This window comes from Mesorhizobium sp. J428, assembly GCF_024699925.1.
In the GTDB taxonomy this organism is placed as follows: Bacteria; Pseudomonadota; Alphaproteobacteria; order Rhizobiales; family Rhizobiaceae; genus Mesorhizobium_A.
Window position 1 is genome coordinate 2,222,651 of record NZ_JAJOMX010000001.1, and the last position, 17,971, is coordinate 2,240,621.

The 17,971-nt window shown below is 68.2% G+C and carries 10 protein-coding genes and 2 pseudogenes; 7 read left to right on the top strand and 5 right to left on the bottom strand.

Going from position 1 to position 17,971, the window contains the following annotated elements; translation table 11 throughout:
- Positions 1–42: 42 nt before the first annotated feature.
- From LRS09_RS11210 to trxA, 6 genes and pseudogenes are all read left to right on the top strand, one after another.
- A pseudogene (locus LRS09_RS11210) lies at positions 43–2,606 on the top strand (ATP-binding protein).
- 1 nt (position 2,607) lies between these two features.
- Positions 2,608–4,107, top strand: coding sequence for a tRNA (adenosine(37)-N6)-threonylcarbamoyltransferase complex ATPase subunit type 1 TsaE (gene tsaE, locus LRS09_RS11215; RefSeq protein ID WP_257806538.1), 1,500 nt, complete (start codon positions 2,608–2,610; stop codon positions 4,105–4,107).
- Positions 4,104–4,832: a nucleotidyltransferase family protein gene (locus LRS09_RS11220; protein WP_257806541.1), complete on the top strand. Its 729-nt coding sequence runs from the start codon at positions 4,104–4,106 to the stop codon at positions 4,830–4,832. Before tsaE ends, LRS09_RS11220 begins: the two co-directional genes overlap by 4 nt.
- On the top strand, positions 4,829–7,966 hold the full coding sequence (addB, locus tag LRS09_RS11225; RefSeq protein ID WP_257806542.1) for a double-strand break repair protein AddB: 3,138 nt from the start codon (positions 4,829–4,831) through the stop codon (positions 7,964–7,966). Before LRS09_RS11220 ends, addB begins: the two co-directional genes overlap by 4 nt.
- Positions 7,963–11,472: a double-strand break repair helicase AddA gene (addA, locus tag LRS09_RS11230; RefSeq protein ID WP_257806543.1), complete on the top strand. Its 3,510-nt coding sequence runs from the start codon at positions 7,963–7,965 to the stop codon at positions 11,470–11,472. The genes addB and addA overlap by 4 nt, the downstream gene beginning before the upstream one ends.
- A gap of 108 nt (positions 11,473–11,580) precedes the next feature.
- Complete coding sequence (trxA, locus tag LRS09_RS11235; RefSeq protein WP_257806544.1) at positions 11,581–11,901, top strand: thioredoxin; 321 nt, start codon at positions 11,581–11,583, stop codon at positions 11,899–11,901.
- A 50-nt stretch (positions 11,902–11,951) separates the two neighbouring features.
- Here the strand turns inward: trxA and LRS09_RS11240 are convergent, their stop codons facing one another.
- The 4 genes and pseudogenes from LRS09_RS11240 to trpB form a co-directional block, all read right to left on the bottom strand.
- Positions 11,952–13,283, bottom strand: coding sequence for a folylpolyglutamate synthase/dihydrofolate synthase family protein (locus LRS09_RS11240; RefSeq protein WP_257806545.1), 1,332 nt, complete (start codon positions 13,281–13,283; stop codon positions 11,952–11,954).
- A gap of 87 nt (positions 13,284–13,370) precedes the next feature.
- Complete coding sequence (gene accD / locus LRS09_RS11245) at positions 13,371–14,282, bottom strand: acetyl-CoA carboxylase, carboxyltransferase subunit beta (protein ID WP_257806547.1); 912 nt, start codon at positions 14,280–14,282, stop codon at positions 13,371–13,373.
- A 50-nt stretch (positions 14,283–14,332) separates the two neighbouring features.
- Entirely contained in the window at positions 14,333–15,172 is an 840-nt protein-coding gene (gene trpA, locus LRS09_RS11250) for a tryptophan synthase subunit alpha (protein ID WP_257806548.1), read from the bottom strand.
- A gap of 2 nt (positions 15,173–15,174) precedes the next feature.
- Positions 15,175–16,396, bottom strand: a pseudogene (trpB, locus tag LRS09_RS11255) (tryptophan synthase subunit beta).
- Positions 16,397–16,692: 296 nt separating this feature from the next.
- On the opposite strand from trpB, the gene LRS09_RS11260 reads away from it, so the two are divergent.
- Positions 16,693–17,148, top strand: a complete 456-nt coding sequence (locus tag LRS09_RS11260) for a hypothetical protein (RefSeq protein ID WP_257806549.1) — start codon at positions 16,693–16,695, stop codon at positions 17,146–17,148.
- Positions 17,149–17,277: 129 nt separating this feature from the next.
- On the opposite strand, the gene LRS09_RS11265 is transcribed toward LRS09_RS11260, so the two are convergent.
- The gene (locus LRS09_RS11265; RefSeq protein ID WP_257806550.1) at positions 17,278–17,925 is read right to left on the bottom strand and encodes a phosphoribosylanthranilate isomerase; all 648 of its coding nucleotides are present in this window, start codon (positions 17,923–17,925) and stop codon (positions 17,278–17,280) included.
- Between the last annotated feature and the right edge of the window lie 46 nt (positions 17,926–17,971).

Sequence of the window (17,971 nt, forward strand, 5' to 3'; positions counted from 1 at the left end):
ACGGCGCGGCAGACGGCATGAAAAGGCCGGAGAGGACGAGGCATGCCCGGGGACATCCGGACGGACGCGGCGCGCGGGGGCAGCCGTGACACGACCGATTCAATCGGTAGCGCCGCACGGCGCGACAGGAAGGCCATCTTTGGCCTGCGCAATCCTTTGAAAGCGGGGGTGAGCCTCGCCGCCGTCTCGCTTTTTGCCGGTGCGGCGCCCGTCGCGGCGCTCGACCTGACGACGATGCAGGCGGAAATGAGCGTCGCCACCTCCGACGTCATCCAGGTCGCGGTCTTCGCCGGCATAATGGGAGCCGCGCTCCTTTCGGCCATCTGGCTCATCCGCGAGCGCGGACGCATCGCGGCGGACAATCTCGAGCTGCGAGGGCGGCTCGCGGAACAGAACACGGCGCTGCAGCGAGCGGAATCGCTGCTGAACTTGAATGACCAGCGGCTGGTCGTGTGGATGAAGGACAGAGCAAAGCCCGACGTGGTGGGCTCGCTCGGACTCGCGGCGGGCGTGCCGGAAGAGCGCGCGACCTTCCTCGCCTTCGGCCGCTGGCTGATGGCGCGTTCGGCCTCGCAGCTCGAACGTGCGATCGCAGACCTCCGCGAGAAGGGCCGGACCTTCGAACTGGTTGTCGAGACGCAGCGCGGCTCGCTGCTTGAGGCGCACGGGCGCAACTCGGCGTCCAACGCCATCGTCCGCTTCGTATCGCTCTCCGACGCGCAGACCGAGCATGCCAGGCTCCGCGCCGAGCATATGTCGCTGCAATCGGAATACGAGACCATTCGCGGCCTGATCGACGCCCTGCCGATGCCGTTCTGGCTGCGCGAGCTGGAGGGACGCCTGCGCTGGGTAAACCCGGCCTACGCCGCCGCGGTCGAGACCAATGAGACGGCGGACGTCGTCCGCGACGGCAAGGAGCTATTGCCGACATCGGTGCGCGACGCCATCGCCGCGCGCCATCGTGACGGAAAGCTGTTCGAGCAGACCGTCTCGACCGTGATCCGTGGCGACCGCCGGCTGTTCTCCGTCGTCGACTATGCCGGCCACGAAGGCATCGCCGGCATCGCGACGGACCGCACGGAGATCGAGACGGTGCGCGAGGAACTCCGCAAGGTCCAGCGTAGCCATTCCGAGACGCTGGACCAGCTCACCACCGCCGTCGCCATCTTCGACGCGCAAGAGAAGCTGCGCTTCTACAACCAGGCCTTCCAGAAACTGTGGGATCTCGACGTGGCCTTCCTCGACAGCGCGCCGGCCAATGCGCTGCTGCTCGACCGGCTGCGCACCGACGGCCGCATCCCCGAGCAGCCGGAATGGCGGCGCTGGAAGGAAGGCGTGCTGTCCGCCTACCGCGCCGTGCAGTCGCAGGAAGACTGGTGGCACCTGCCCGACGGCCGCGTACCATCCGCGTCGTCGCCAATCCGCATCCGGCCGGCGGCGTCACCTGGGTGTTCGAGAACCTCACGGAACGGATGGATCTCGAAAGCCGCTACAATGCCGCCGTGCGCGTGCAGGGTGAGACGCTGGACAATCTGGCGGAAGGTGTCGCCGTGTTCGGCCCAGACGGCCGGCTGCGCCTGTCCAACCCGTCCTTCGCCAAGCTCTGGGGCCTGCCGGAAGAACTCGCGCGCCCCGACACGCACATCAAGGCGATCCGCGCGGCCTGCGAGCTCACCGCCAAGGACAGCCCTTGGGCCGGCTTCGCGGCCGACGTGACCGGCTTCGCCGACGAACGCCGCGACCGCCGCGGCCAGGTCGAGATGAACGACGGCGCGGTGCTGCGCTACGCCCTGATCAATCTGCCCAACGGCCAGGTGATGATCACCTTCGTCGACGTGACCGACACGGTGAACGTCGAGCGCGCGCTGAAGGACAAGAACGAAGCGCTTCAGATGGCCGACCAGCTGAAGAACGACTTCGTCCAGCACGTCTCCTACGAGCTGCGCTCGCCACTTACCAACATCATCGGATTCACCGAACTTCTGGCGCTGCCCGACACCGGCCCGCTGCTGCAGCGGCAGCGCGAGTATCTCGACCATATCGGCTCGTCCTCGTCGGTGCTTCTCACCATCGTCAACGACATCCTCGACCTCGCGACCGTGGATGCCGGCATCATGGAGCTCGACATCGGCGAGGTGGACGTCGACCGCATCGTCAAGCAGTCGGCCGAGCTGATCGCCGAACGGCTGCGCGAGCACGGCATCGAGCTCGACGTCGACCTGTCGGCCGCGCCGCAGCGCTTCCGCGCCGACGAGAACCGTGTGCGGCAGGTCCTGTTCAACCTGCTCTCCAACGCCGTCAATTACGCGCCGGACGGCAGCCGCATCACGCTCGCCTGCCGCGGCAAGGGCGGCCTGATCGAGTTCTCGGTGACGGACGAAGGACCCGGCATCCCGGCCGAGGTGCTCGACACGGTCTACCGCCGCTTCGAATCCCGCGCCAATGGCGGCCGCCGCCGCGGCGCCGGGCTCGGGCTGTCGATCGTCAAGAGCTTCGTCGAGCTGCATGGCGGCCAGGTCGAGATCTCGACCGGAAAGGGCCGCGGCACCACCGTGACCTGCCGCTTCCCCAGCGAACCGGACGCGATGCGCCCCGCGGCGGAATGACATGCCTCCTGAAACGCTGACGATCGAGCTCGCAGACGAAGCCGCAACGACACGCCTCGGCGCGGACATCGCCGCCGTGGCGCGCATCGGCGACGTCTTCGCCCTGTCCGGCGATCTCGGCGCCGGCAAGACGACGCTTGCGCGCGGCTTCGTGCGGGCGCTTGCCGGCGATCCGGCGATGGATGTGCCGAGCCCCACCTTCACGCTCGTCCAGTCCTATGCGGGGCGTCTCCCCGTCCATCATTTCGACCTCTACCGCCTCGCATCGGGCTCCGATCTCGACGAGCTCGGCTTCGACGAGGCGGTAAGCGACGGCGTCGCGCTGGTCGAATGGCCCGAGCGTGCCGACGACCTGCTGCCGGCGAGCCGCATCCGCATCGTGCTCGCGCATCTCGGCAGCGGCCGCCTCGCGACCATCGAAGGTCCGGAAGAGGCGCTCCGCCGCCTGCGCCGCACGCTCGCGATCCGCCGGTTCCTCGCCGGGGCCGGCGCGCCGGAGGCGACGCGCACCTTCCTGCTCGGCGATGCCTCGACGCGCACCTACGAAACGGTGACGGAGCCCACCCGGCCGAAGCGTATCCTGATGAATGCGGCGCGCCAGCCCGACGGCCCTCCGATCCGCGACGGCAAGCCCTACAGCCAGATCGCCCATCTCGCCGAATCCGTGACGCCCTTCGTCGCCATCGCCAAAGCGCTCGCCGCTCGCGGCTTCTGCGCCCCGAAGATCTTCGCGCAGGATCTGGACCAGGGCCTGCTGCTGATCGAGCATCTCGGCGATGCCGGCTTCCTCGACGCCTCCGGCGCCCCGGTGCGCGAGCGGTATCTCGCCGCCGCCACCCTGCTTGCCGAGCTGCACCGCCAGAGCTGGCCGCAGGAGATTGAGGCCGCGCCCGGCGTGGTCCATCGCCTTCCGGTCTATGATCGCGAGGCGATGATGATCGAGGTGGAGCTTCTCACCGACTGGTATGTGCCGGCCGAGACCGGCCGTGCCGTCGAGGACGCGGAGCGGGCCGACTACCGTGCTGCCTGGGATGCCGCGATCGCGCGCCTTGCCTTGGCCGAGAAGAGCATCGTGCTGCGCGACTATCATTCGCCCAACCTCATCTGGCGCGAGGACCGGAAAGGCAACGACCGGCTCGGCGTCATCGACTTCCAGGACGCGCTCTGGGGCCCTGCCGCCTATGACGTCGCCTCGCTGGCACTCGACGCGCGCGTCACGATCCCGCCGGAGCTGGAGCGGGCGACGGTGGACGCCTACAAGGCGGCGCGGCATGCGCATGGCGGCTTCGACGAGGCTGCCTTCGACCAGGCCTATGCCATCATGGCCGCACAGCGGAACTCGAAGATCCTCGGCATCTTCGTCCGGCTCAACAAGCGCGACGGCAAACCGCAATATCTGAAGCACCTGCCGCGCATCCGCGACTATGTCGCGCGCGTCCTGCCGCATCCGGCTCTTGCCGAGGTGCGCGAATTCTACCTGTCGCGCGGGCTGGCCGGATGAGTTCCGTTCCGTCGAAGGCAATGGTCCTCGCCGCCGGCCTCGGCAAGCGCATGCGGCCGATCACCGACACGATTCCGAAGCCGCTGGTGAAGATAGCCGGCAAACCAATGATCGACTGGGGCCTGGACGCGCTCGCGGATGCGGGCGTCGAGACCGCGGTCGTGAACGTGCACTACCTCCCCGACCAGATCGTCGCCCACCTCGCCGGGAGAACGAAACCAGCCATCGAGATCTCCGACGAGCGCGACGCGCTGCTAGAATCCGGCGGCGGCATCATTCGGGCGCTGCCTAGGCTCGGCCCGGCCCCCTTCTTCGTCCTCAACGCCGACACGTTCTGGATCGACCGGGCGGACAACAATCTGGTCCGCCTCGGGCTTGCCTGGAACGACGCGGAGATGGATATTCTCCTCATGCTGGCCAGGCTCGATCAGGCGACGGGGCATTCGGGAGGGACGGACTTCCTGCTGGCGTCCGACGGACGGCTTTCGCGCGCGAAAGGCGATCCGAAAGGGTTGATCTACGCCGGCGCCGCGATCGTCCATCCGCGCATCTTCAACCACGCTCCGGCCGGCGCGCATTCGCTCAATGCCGAGTTCGACGCGGCGCTCGCCGCCGGCCGCCTGCACGGCATGGTCATGGACGGCGACTGGATCACTGTCGGCACGCCCGATGCCATAGCTCCCGCCGAGGCGGCAGTCGCACGGGCTGTCGCGAAGCCGCGATGAGCGAGCCCCAGCCGCGGGTTTTCTCGATCCCGCCGGGTGCGCCCTTCCTGCCGTCGCTCGCCGACGCGCTGCTGTCCGGCGCGCTGATCCCCGGCTTTCGTCCGGGCGACGATCCGCTCGCGCTCGCCGGCGCCACCGTCTTCGTGCCAACCCGCCGCGCGGCGCGTGCGTTGCGTGCGATTTTCGCCGAGCGCCTTGGCGGCAAGGCGGCGATCCTGCCGGTCATCCGGCCGCTCGGCGACGTCGACGAGGATCTCGCCTGGTTCGACACCACCCTGCCTCCGCCACCGGCGCTCGATCCGCCCATCGACGCGCTGGAGCGCCTGCTCCTGCTCGCCCCGCTGGTGCGTGCCTGGAAACGTCGGCTGCCCGCGCATGTGGCGAGCCTCTTCGCCGAGGAGATCGTCGTGCCGACCTCGTCGGCCGAGGCGATCTGGCTAGCGCGGGATCTGGCGGACCTGATCGACGAGATCGAGACGGCCGAGGCCGACTGGACGCGGCTCTCCGGCATCGTGCGCGACGAGCTCGCCGCCTGGTGGCAGGTGACGCTCGATTTCCTGCAGATCGTCACCTCGCTCTGGCCCGCGGCGCTGGAGGAGCGCCGGCGCTCCAATCCCGCCGGACATCGCAGCCGGCTGATCGACGCCGAATCCGAACGCCTGCTCCGCAGCCCGCCGGCCGGCCCGGTCATCGCCGCCGGTTCCACCGGCTCGATCCCCGCGACTGCCCGCCTGCTGCGCGTCATCTCGCGTCTGCCGAACGGCGCCGTCGTGCTGCCCGGGCTAGACCTCACCCTCGACGAGGCCGCCTGGGCGATGCTGTCGAAAGCCGACGCTGCGCCCTCTGTCTTCGGTCATCCGCAGTTTGGCCTCAACCGCCTGATCGGCGAACTTGGCGTACAACGGGCCGACATCGCCGAGATCGGCACGCCGGCGCCTGAACTTGCCGCGCGCGCGGCGATCGTCTCGGATGCGCTGCGACCCGCAGAAGCGACCGAGACATGGCCGCAGAGCCGTGGCGTCGTCCTTTCTGCAATCGAGACGGGTGCGCTCGATGGCGTCACCCTGGTCGAGGCGGCCAACGAACGCGACGAGGCGCTGGCAATCGCGCTCGCGCTGCGCAAGGCCGCGGCGGTGCCCGGCCGCCGCGCCGCGCTCGTCACCGCCGACCGTGCACTGGCGCGTCGCGTGAGCGCCGAGCTGCTGCGCTTCGGCATCGTGGCGGACGATTCTGCCGGCACGCCGCTCGCCGACACGCCGCCGGCGATGCTGCTGCGGCTGCTGGTCGAATGTGTCATGCGCCCGGGCGATCCTGTGGCGATCCTCTCCTTCCTCAAGCAGCCGCTGTTGCGCGCCGGGCTGGAGCGCGGCCGCGTGCGCCGCGCCGCCGAGGCGATCGAGCTGGTCGCGCTGCGCGGCGGCGTCGGCCGCCCCGACATCTGCGCGCTCGCGGATGATTTTAGGGGGAGGCTGCTGACCGAGGGATACGACGCCGAGAAGAAGAGGCGCGAACCGTTCTGGAGCCGCCGCCTGCGCGCCGCCGAGCTGGAAGATGCCCTGCATATCGCGCATGTGCTCCACGAAGCGGTGGCGGAACTCGGGCGGCTGCGCGGCCAGCGCGCCGACATCACGGCGTTGGCGCGCGCCACCGTCATCGCCTTCGAGAATGCCGGCCGTTCCGAGAGCGGCGGCGTCGAGGAGCTCTATCGCGGCGAGGCGGGCGAAAAGCTGGCCGGCCTGCTGCGCGGCCTGGTGGCGGCCGAGCCGAGCTTCGAGATCGACGCATCCGAGTGGCCGGATGTGCTGGCCGCACTGATTGCCGGCGACATGGTCAAGCCGCGCCACGGCGCCGACCATGCGGTTTCGATCTGGGGTGCGCTGGAGGCGCGGCTCCAGGACGTCGATCTCCTGGTCTGCGGCGGGCTGAACGAAGGCTCTTGGCCCGGCCGGGCCGATCCCGGCGGCTTCATGTCGCGCGTCATGAAGGGCGGGCTGGACCTCGATCCGCCTGAGCGCCGGATCGGCCAGGCCGCGCATGATTTCCAGATGGCGATGGGCGCGCGCGAGGTCATGCTGACACGCTCCGCACGCGCTGGAGATGCGCCATCCGTGCCGTCGCGTTGGCTTCAGCGCCTCGTCGCGCTCATTGGCGATGAACCGGCTAAGGAGATCAGGACCAAAGGCGCACTTCTCCTCGCCGAAGCGCGCTTTCATGCGGCCGATACTCCACCTTCAGTCGACTTCGCCCGCCGCCCCAGCCCGGCCCCGCCTCTGGCCGCGCGGCCCCGCCACTTCTCGGTGACGCAGATCGAGACCCTGCGCCGCGACCCCTACGCGATCTATGCCCGCAAGGTCTTGCGGCTCGATCCGCTTGATCCGTTGCTCCGCGACCCCGGCGCGGCGGAACGCGGCACGCTGTTCCACGACATCCTGCACCGGTTCACACTCTCGGGCGTCGATGCCGGTTCGCAGGACGCGGTCGGCCGTCTCCTCGCCATCGCCCGTCAGCGTTTCGACGAGGAGCAGCTTCCACCCGACATCGACGCGGTGTGGTGGCCCCGCTTCGCGCTGATGGCGCCGCAACTGGTCGAATGGGAGCGCGCCGAGCGCGCCGACACCACGACTCGCCATGCCGAGGCCTCTGCCAAAGCGATTCTGGTCGGCCAGACCGAAGTGACCTTGTCCGGCCAGGCCGACCGCATCGATGTCACCCATGGCGGCCTCGCCGACATCCTCGACTACAAGACCGGCTCCTCGCCCTCGAAGGTCCAGGCCCACCGGCTCGTCTCGCCGCAGCTGCCGCTGGAAGGTGCGCTGATGATGCGCGGCGCCTTCGAAGCGTTGGGCGTGCTGACGCCCGGCGAACTCGCCTATGTGCGCCTGAGGGCAAGCGGCGAGGTGGAGGAGGAATCGATCCTGAGCATCAAGGGCTCGGACAAATCCGCCGCCGGCCTCTCCGAGGAGGCCTGGCAGCGGCTCGACCGGCTCTTGCAGCACTACAACGATCCGCGCACCGGCTATCTCTCCCGCGCGCTGCCGTTCCGCGAAGGCGACACGGACGGCGACTACGACCACCTCGCGCGGGTGCTCGAATGGTCGGCAGGCGGCGACGACGGCGCGGAGGGCGGCGAATGAGCGGCCGCCTCGTCATCCCGGCGGACACGCTCGCCGAACAGGCCCGCGCCTCCGATCCGTCCAGCTCCGCCTGGGTCTCGGCCAATGCCGGCTCGGGCAAGACGCATGTGCTGGCGCAGCGTGTCATCCGGCTGCTGCTCGACGATGTGGAGCCGTCAAAGATCCTCTGCCTGACCTACACCAAGGCGGCGGCGGCCAACATGTCGAACCGCGTCTTCCGCGATCTCGGCCGCTGGACGACGCTCGACGAAGCGACCCTGCGCGACGAGATCGCCCGCATCGACGGCCGTCCGCCGCCGGGCGCGCGCCTGCGGCGGGCGCGGCAGCTCTTTGCGCGTGCGCTGGAAACGCCGGGCGGCCTGAAAATCCAGACCATCCATGCCTTCTGCGAGGCGGTCCTGCACCAGTTCCCGCTCGAGGCGAACATCGCTGGCCATTTCGAGATGCTGGACGGCCAGATGGAGCAGGCGCTCGTCGCCGAGGCCCGCCGCGACATGCTGACCGGCATCGCCGCGCGGCAGGACGAGGCGCTGGCAGGCGCCTTCGAGCGCGTGCTGGCGATCGCCGGCGAGGCCGGGCTCGACAGGCTGCTGAGCGAGATCGTCGCGAAGCGGGAAAGCCTGCGCGCCTTCCTCGACCAGGTCGGCGGCGACATTGGAGTCCTGTCCGAGGAATTCGGTTTCGACCGGTCCGACACCGCATCCGACCTTGCCGCCGCCGTCTGGCCCTTGCCCGGCTTTCCGCCGGACTATTTTGCTGCCTTCGCAAACGCCGCCTTGAAGCACGACGCCAAAACGGTGGTGAATAACATTCTCCCGCATGCGACGCTGGCTTTCGAGGCGCGGGACCCGCTGCTCCGCTTCGAGCACCTTCGCAAGGGATTCCTCAAGGCGGATGGCGATCCGTACGGCCCTTCGACCTTCAAGAAGGCCCTGCTGGCCGACCTTCCGGATTTGCCCGAGAGATACGCCGCCGCGTCGGCAGCACTCGCCGCGGCCGCCGATCGCATCGCGCTCCACGGCATGATCGAGGCGACCGCCGCGGCGCTTATGATCGCAGACGTTCTGATCGGCCGTTACGAGCGGCTGAAGGCGGCGCGCGGCTTCCTCGACTTCAACGACCTGATCTCGCGCACGGTGCGGCTGCTCGCCCGCACCGACGTCGGTCCGTGGGTCCAGTACAAGCTCGACCGCGGCATCGACCATGTGCTGGTCGACGAGGCGCAGGACACCAGCCCCGACCAGTGGCAGGTCGTGCGCCGGCTGGCGGAAGAGTTCTTCGCCGGCCTCGGCGCGCGCGACAACGTCGCCCGCACCGTCTTCGCCGTCGGCGACGAGAAGCAGTCGATCTATTCCTTCCAGGGCGCGGACCCCGAATCCTTCTCGCTCAGCGGCGCTGCCTTCGCGGAGCGGGTGCGCGGGTCGGGCGGCCGCTTCGAGCGCGTCCGGCTCCAGCGGTCCTTCCGCTCGACCACCGACGTTCTCGGCGCGGTCGACCTGGTGTTCGCGGCCGACACCGCGCGCAAGGGCCTGACCCAGGATGAGGAGCCGATCGAGCACCCGACTATCCGCGAATTGCAGCCCGGCCACGTCGAGGTCTGGCCGCTGGTGGAGCCGCAGCAGGTGGAGGAACCGGACGACTGGACGCAGGCGATCGACCACGCCTCCGCCCCGGCCGTCCAACTCGCGGAACACATCGCCACGACGATCCGAGACTGGATCAGGAACGGCGAATGCCTCGAAGGTAAGCTGGTCGCCGGCGCCCCGCGCCGGTTGACGGCCGGCGACGTGCTGGTGCTCGTGCGCAAGCGCGACCGCTTCGTCCACGCTTTGTCGCGCGCGCTGAAGAACCGCGAGGTCAACGTCGCCGGCGCCGACCGGCTCAGCCTGTCCGGCCACATCGCAGTGAAGGACCTGATCGCGCTCGGCCGTGTGGCGCTCCAGCCGCATGACGACCTGTCGCTGGCCGCCCTGCTGCGCAGCCCGGTCTTTGGCTTGAGCGAGCAACAGCTCTTCGAACTCGCCTGGAACCGCCACGACGCGCCGCTTGGCCGTGTGCTGCGCGAACGGGCGCGGTCGGACCTCCTGCTCGTGCCCGTGGTCGAGAGTCTGGAGCGCTGGGCCAACGAAGCGGCCTTCAAGCCGGTGTTCGAGTTCTACGCCACCCTGCTCGCGCGCGACGGCATCCGCTCGAAGATGGTGGCACGGCTCGGGCCCTCGGCGGGCGAGATCCTTGACGAGTTCCTGAGCTTCGCATTGGCCGTCGAGCGCACGGGCCTGCCGGGGCTGGAATCCTTCCTCGCCTCGCTGGAATCGGCCGGCCCCGACATCAAGCGCGAGATGGACCAGACGCGTGATGAGGTCCGCATCATGACCGTCCACGCCGCCAAGGGTCTGGAGGCGCCGGTGGTGTTCCTGGTCGACGGCGCGGGGCGGCCGTCGCTCGATGCGCACCTGCCGCGCCTGATCCCGATCGAGGCGAAGAACGGCGGCTGGCGCGGCAACGGCTATCTGTGGCGCGGCGGGTCCGACCTGGCGAACTCGGTCTCGACGGCGCAGAACCGCATCCTCTCCGACAAGGCGGAGGATGAATACCGCCGCCTGCTCTATGTCGGCATGACGCGCGCCGAGGACCGGTTGATCGTCTGCGGCTATCGCGGCAAACAGAACCCTGTCCCCGGCATCTGGCACGACTTGGTGACGACCGCCCTCTCCGCCTCGCCGCACAGCCGCACCGTGCCGCATCCGGTGACCGGTGCCGACATTCTGCGCTTCCGCCGCAGCCCCGAGGCGCCGGCGCAGGCCGGTCCCCCTGCGTCTGCGCCTTTAGCGGCGGCCGGTCCCGTCTTCGCGCCGCTCGCGCCCTTGCCCGGGCACGATGCGCCCGTGCGCAGCCTGTCGCCCTCGGCCGCGGCTGCACTTCTCGACCCGCCGGACGAGAATGTCGCGCCCGCGCGTTCGCCGGTGCTGGACCCGCAGGAAGAATCCTCCTTCGCCATCGCGCGCGGCCTCGCGATCCACCGGCTGCTGCAGATGCTGCCTGCAATGCCGGAAGGCGAACGCGAATCCGCCGCGCGCCGCTATCTCGACAATGCTGAAGGCAGATGGACGCCGGCCGATCGCGATCAGGCATGGACGTCGGTGCAGAACGTGCTCTCCGACCCACTGTTCGCCCCGATCTTCGCAGCCGGCTCGCGCGCGGAGGTTGCCGTGACGGGAACGCTCCCGCTGGCCGGCCGGGAGGTCGTCGTCTCCGGGACGATCGACCGCCTGTCGGTCTCGGCCGACCGGGTGCTGATCGTCGACTACAAGACCAATCGCCCGCCGCCGGACGACCTATCGAAGGTCCCGGAGGCCTATGTCGTCCAGCTTTCGCTCTATCGGGCGCTGCTCGCGCGGATCTATCCCGACCGCGAGATCGCCGCCGCGCTGCTGTTCACGGAAGCGCCGCGGCTGATCGAACTGCCTGCGTCGCTGATGGACGCCGCGCTTGAACGACTCACGTGAGCGTGAGACAGTCCGGCTTGATTGCGCGGTCGCGCACCACCACATATCAGTTCAACATCTGGCGGCAGGCCCGCCAATTCAGCATAGATTTAGGCAAGGAGAGCCATCATGGCCACCGTCAAGGTCGACAAGAACAACTTCCAGTCGGACGTGCTGCAGTCCGCCGAGCCCGTCGTCGTGGACTTCTGGGCTGAGTGGTGCGGCCCGTGCAAGATGATCGCGCCGTCGCTGGACGAGCTGTCGACCGAACTCGCCGGCAAGGTGAAGATCGCCAAGCTCAACATCGACGAGAATCCCGAGCTCGCCGCCCAGTTCGGCGTCCGCTCCATCCCGACGCTGATGGTGTTCAAGGGCGGCGAAGTCGCCGACATCAAGGTCGGTGCCGCGCCGAAAACCGCGCTGTCGGCCTGGATCGGCGGCAACGTCTGATCCGGCGTCCGTTCGATTGATATGAAAGCCCGGCCTTGCGCCGGGCTTTTTCATTTCGGAGGCGTTCCGTTGAGGCGGAGCACCTCGCCGGCGAGATAGAGCGAGCCGCAGATCAGGATGCGCGGCGGCGTGTCCGCCTCGTCCCAGTTGTCCCGCAGCAGAAGCAGCGCATTCTCGATCGACGCCACCGGCTCCGCCGACAGGCCGGCCTCCGCCGCATGCGCGGCCAGCACCGCGTTCGGCACGCTGGCCTCGCTCATGTTCACCGGCACGGTGAAGACATGCCGCGCCATGCCCTCGAACGCCCTGAAGAAGTTCGTCTGGTCCTTAGTGTTGATCATGCCGCAGATCAGGAACAGCGGCCGCGGGAACCGCTCCTCCTGCTCGGCGATCGCCTCGGCGATGACCACGCTCGCGCCCGGATTGTGCCCGCCGTCGAGCCAAAGCTCCGCGCCGCGCGGCGCAAAATCGGTCAGGCGCCCGCTGCTCAGCTTCTGCAGCCTGCCCGGCCAGTCGACCGTCTGCATCGCCTTTTCGACATCGGCGACGCCGAGGCTGAAGCCAGCCGCCTTCACGGTGGCGATGGCGGCCGCGGCGTTGGCGAACTGGTGCCGTCCGGGAAGGCGCGGCGGCGGCAGGTCCAGCAGCCCGTCTTCGTCCTGGTAGATCAGGCGGCCGTTCTCTTCGAAGGCGATGAAGTCCTGGCCGTAGACATAGGCCGGCGCGCCGAGCCGTTCGGCCGTGCCGACGATGACGTCCCGCGCCGAGTCGCTGTCCTGCGCGCCCACAACGACGGGGCGTCCCCGCTTGATGATACCCGCCTTCTCGGCGGCGATCAGCTCGACGCGATCGCCGAGATAGGCTTCATGGTCGAGCGAGACGGGCATGATCGCGCAGGCGGCCGGGTTCTCGATCACATTGGTCGCGTCAAACCTGCCGCCCAGCCCGACCTCGACGATCGCCACATCCGCCGGATGTTCGGAAAACAGCAGGAAGCCGACGGCGGTCAGGATTTCGAACACGGTGATGGTCTGGCCGTCATTCGCCATGCCGACGCGCCGAATCGCGTCGGCGAACACCTCGTCCTCGACGAACCTGCCGCCGCCGGGCGCGCCGATCCGGTAGCGCTCGTGCCAGTTGACGAGGTGGGGCGAGGTGTGGACGTGAACCGTGCGGCCACTCGCCTCCAGCAGCGCGCGCGAGAACGCCGCCGCCGAGCCCTTGCCGTTGGTGCCGGCGATGTGGATCACCGGCGGCAGCCGGTCCTGCGGATTGCCGAGCTTTTCCAGCAGGCGGCGTATCCGGCCGAGCGACAGGTCGAATCCCTTGGGATGCAGGGTCATCAACCGATCGATCTCGCGTTCGGCGGCGCTCTTTGTCATCGGAAACATGCCATCCGGTCGCAGGACGTTCATGGTCGGGATACTCCACGCCCTGCGGCAAAGAAGATGAAAGCGTCGAGACCGACTCTATGCCCCGGCCTGGGCCGGAGCCGACGCCGCGCGCGCCATCGGCGCGTCAACCTGCGCCACCGGCGCATGCATCAGGATCTTGAGCAGCCGCGCGACGGTCTCTTTCATCTCCAGGCGCGAGACCACCATGTCGACCATGCCGTGCTCCATCAGGTATTCCGCCCGCTGGAAGCCCTCCGGCAGCTTCTCGCGGATGGTCTGTTCGATCACGCGCGGGCCGGCGAAGCCGATCAGCGCGCCGGGCTCCGCGATATGGATGTCGCCGAGCATGGCGTAGGACGCGGTGACGCCGCCGGTGGTCGGATTGGTCAGCACCACGATATAGGGCAGCCCCGCCTCGCGCAGCCGCTCGACCGCCACCGTGGTGCGCGGCAGCTGCATCAGCGACAGGATGCCTTCCTGCATGCGCGCCCCGCCCGAGGCCGCGAACAGCACCATCGGCCGCTTCTCGGCCAGTGCGATCTCGAACGCCTTGATGATGGCGTCGCCGGCCGCCATGCCGAGCGAGCCGCCCATGAAGGCGAAATCCTGCACGCAGGCGACGATCGGCAGGCCCTCGATCGTGCCGCGCACAGAAAGGATCGCGTCGTCGAGGCTGGTCTTGGCCTTGGCATCCTTCAACCGGTCGATATAGCGCTTCTCGTCGCGGAACTTCAGCGGATCAACCATCACCTTGGGGTTCTCGATGGCCGCGTATTCGCCATTATCCATGAAGAACTTCAGCCGGTCCTTGGCCTTGATCTTCATGTGGTGGCCCGACGAGGGGATGACCCACTGGTTCTCCTCGAGATCCTTGTGAAAGACCATCTCGCCGGTCTCGGGATCCTTGATCCAGAGATTCTCCGGTATCTCGCGCCGTCCGAGCATCGAGTTGATCTTCGGGCGGACGTAATTGGTGATCCAGTTCATGCCGGTCTCCCTTCGGGCGAGATGAGGCTCAAGCAGGGAATGTGGGGCGACTATTCGGCGGGAGCAAGGCGGGCCGCACGCACGCCTGCCGCGAGGCCCGACACCAGCGTCGCGACCGCGTCGGCCGGATCGGCCGTCTTCTCGCCCTTGGGACCCAGCACGTTTGCGATCGCATTGACGATCGCCGTGCCCACCACGACGCCGTCGGCGGATGCGCCGATCGTGCGCGCCTGTTCGGCCGTCTTGACACCGAAGCCGACGCAGACCGGCAGGTCGGTATGTCCCTTGATGCGCTTCACCGCCGTGGCGACCTTGGTCGTGTCGGCGAGCGCGGAGCCGGTGATGCCGGTCATCGACACGTAGTAGACGAAGCCGGACGTGTTCTCGAGCACTTTGGGCAGGCGCTTGTCGTCCGTCGTCGGCGTAGCGAGGCGGATGAAGTTGATCCCGGCCTTGAGGGCGGGAATGCATAGTTCCTCGTCCATCTCCGGCGGCAGGTCGACCACGATCAGCCCGTCTATGCCCGCGGTCTTGGCGTCGGCCAGGAACCGGTCGACGCCGTAGATGTAGATCGGGTTGTAGTAGCCCATCATCACGATCGGCGTCTCGTCGTCCGACTTGCGGAACTCGGCCGCCATGTCGAGCGTCTTGCGCAGCGTCTGGCCCGACTTGAGCGCCCTGAGGCCGGCCGCCTGGATCGCCGGCCCGTCCGCCATCGGGTCGGAGAAGGGCATGCCGAGCTCGATCACGTCGGAGCCCGAGCGCGGCAGGGCCTTCATGATCGACAGCGAAGTGGCATAGTCGGGGTCGCCGCCCATGATGTAGGTGACGAGTGCCGGTCGGCCCTCGCCCTTCAGTCGCGCCATGCGCCGGTCGATGCGGGTGGTCATTGTCAGATCTCCATGCCCATCATCTTCGCCACGGTATGCACATCTTTGTCGCCGCGGCCGGACAGGTTGACGATGATCGTCTTGTCCTTGTCCATGCCGGGCGCGATCTTGATGGCGTGCGCAATGGCGTGGGCGGATTCCAGCGCCGGGATGATGCCTTCCGTCTTGGTGCAGAGCTGGAAGGCGTCCAGCGCCTCGTCGTCGAGGATCGGCACATACTCGACGCGGCCGGTGTCGCGCAGCCAGGAGTGCTCGGGCCCGACGCCGGGATAGTCCAGGCCCGCGGAGATCGAGTGGCCGTCGAGGATCTGCCCGTCCTCGTTCTGCAGCAGATAGGTGCGGTTGCCGTGCAGCACGCCGGGCCTGCCGGCATTCATCGAGGCGCAGTGCTCGATGCCGTCGAGCCCGCGTCCGCCGGCCTCGATGCCGATGATGCGCACGTCCTTGTCGTCGAGGAAGGGGTGGAACAGGCCGATCGCGTTCGAACCGCCGCCGACCGCGGCGATGATCACGTCAGGCAGCCGGCCCTCCTGTTCCAGCATCTGTTGCCGCGCCTCGATGCCGATCACCGACTGGAACTCGCGCACCAGTTCCGGATAGGGGTGCGGGCCGGCGGCGGTACTCGATCAGGTAGTAGGTGTCCTCGACATTGGTCACCCAGTCGCGCAGCGCCTCGTTCATGGCGTCCTTCAGCGTGCCGTGGCCGGCCGTCACCGGGTTCACCGTCGCGCCCAGCAGCTTCATGCGGAACACGTTCGGCTTCTGCCGCTCGACGTCGGTCGCGCCCATGTATACGACGCATGGATAGCCGAACCTGGCGGCAACCGTCGCCGACGCCACGCCGTGCTGGCCGGCGCCCGTCTCGGCGATGATGCGCTTCTTGCCCATGCGCTTTGCGAGCAGGATCTGCCCGAGGCAGTTGTTGATCTTGTGCGAGCCGGTGTGGTTCAGGTCCTCGCGCTTGAAGAAGATGCGCGCGCCACCGAGATGCCGGGTCAAGCCCTCGGCGTAATAGAGCTTCGACGGCCGACCGGCATAATAGGTCGACAGCGACTTGAGCTCGGCCTGGAACGCGGGATCCGTCTTGGCCTCGTTCCAGTGCCGCTCCAGGTCCAGGATCAGCGGCATCAGCGTCTCGGCGACGAAACGGCCGCCAAAGATGCCGAACATGCCCTGCTCGTCGGGGCCGGTGCGGAAGGAATTGGGCTCAATCGGCTTGTTCATGCCGGACTCCTGAATGCGGGGACAGACACGTATACGCCCCGGAAACCGTGGCAATGGCTATGTCGCGTCGAGCGCGAAAAGTAAACTGTCTGCTGCGCTTCGCGACGAGTCGGGTGCGCGCCGATCGACCACGCTTAGCGTGGTGGAGGACGCGCGTGCCACTATCACTCCGTGCATCGATTTCCGCCCGCTCCCGCGCCGACGCCCTATCCTGCTCGGCATTCGCAGTTTTTCACACACGCGTTTATCCACGCCCCCTTCCGCCTCCCGCATGATCCACTCGAAAGGAGACGGCGATGGGCTGGAAGGCGAGGATTGGGAGGGAAGGGGACGTTCTGCAGCGCATCGCAGCATGGTTGTTCGCCCTGGCCGATCTCGCCGAACGCGCCGCAAGCGCACCCTATGCCACGCGTTGCCGCATGCTCTGGGCTTTGCAGCAGGCGGACGAGGTGGTGCGGGAGTTCGTCGCCGGCTCGGAATGGAACCCGGCCGGCCGGCAGTGGTCGCCAGCGACGACGGGCGTCCGCTACGGCAACGATCCTGCTGACGCGATCAGCCTCGCTCTGGCGCTGCGCGCGCTGGCGCTCGTGGTCCAGACCATGGCGATGCAGATCCGCCACCGATCATACTGCCGGACGGCCGAAGCCTACGACGACGGCGGTCACGACACCCGGACACGAACCGATGCCGACGGAATCATCCGGACGCTCTCGGCTGTGTTTGCCGATGTCGAACTCCGTGACACGTCGTAAGCGCCGTCCTCCTCCCGCCGAAAAGATGGCCCGAAGGTCCTCTGACGGGTGAGCGGCGCGAACGAAAATGGGAGAGATCGGCGCAGGAGGAGAGCTTACCCCGCGCCGACGTCGGCGCGCGCCATGCCGTCAGCTTCGGGCCTTCCGCGCTGCCTCGAAGAAATCACGGATCAACCCCACGTCCTTGACGCCCGGCGCAGATTCGACTCCGGACGAGACATCCAGACCCGGCGGGTTCGCGATCCGGATCGCGTCGCCGACATTGCCCGGATTGAGGCCTCCCGACAGCATGTAGTCGAGGCCGGGATCGAGGGCGGCGAGCAGGCGCCAGTCGAACGACACGCCGTTGCCGCCCGGCAGTTCGGAGCCTTTCGGCGCCTTGGCGTCGAGCAGCAGCCGGTCCGCGACGCCGACGAAACCCTGGATCGGCAGCAGGTCGGCGGGCTCGCTCACCGACAGCGCCTTCATCACCGGCAGGTTATAGCGTTCCCGCACCTGCGCCACGCGCGCCGGCGTTTCCTTGCCGTGAAGCTGCAGCATGTCGGGCTTCGTCTCCGACACGATCGCGTCGAGGAATTCATCGCTCGCGTCGACGGTGACGGCGACCGCCTTGGCGCGCCCGATTGCCGCCTGCCGCAACTCGGCCGCCTGCTGCGGCGTCACGTTGCGGGGGCTCTTGGGAAAGAAGATGAAGCCGACATGGCTCGCGCCGCCGTCGAGCGCCGCCGCGATCGTCTCGGGCGTGGACAGGCCGCATATCTTGATGTCGAGGGACATGATGCGGGCGAAATGCCACGAATGCGCGGCGAAGTCGAGAAAAACA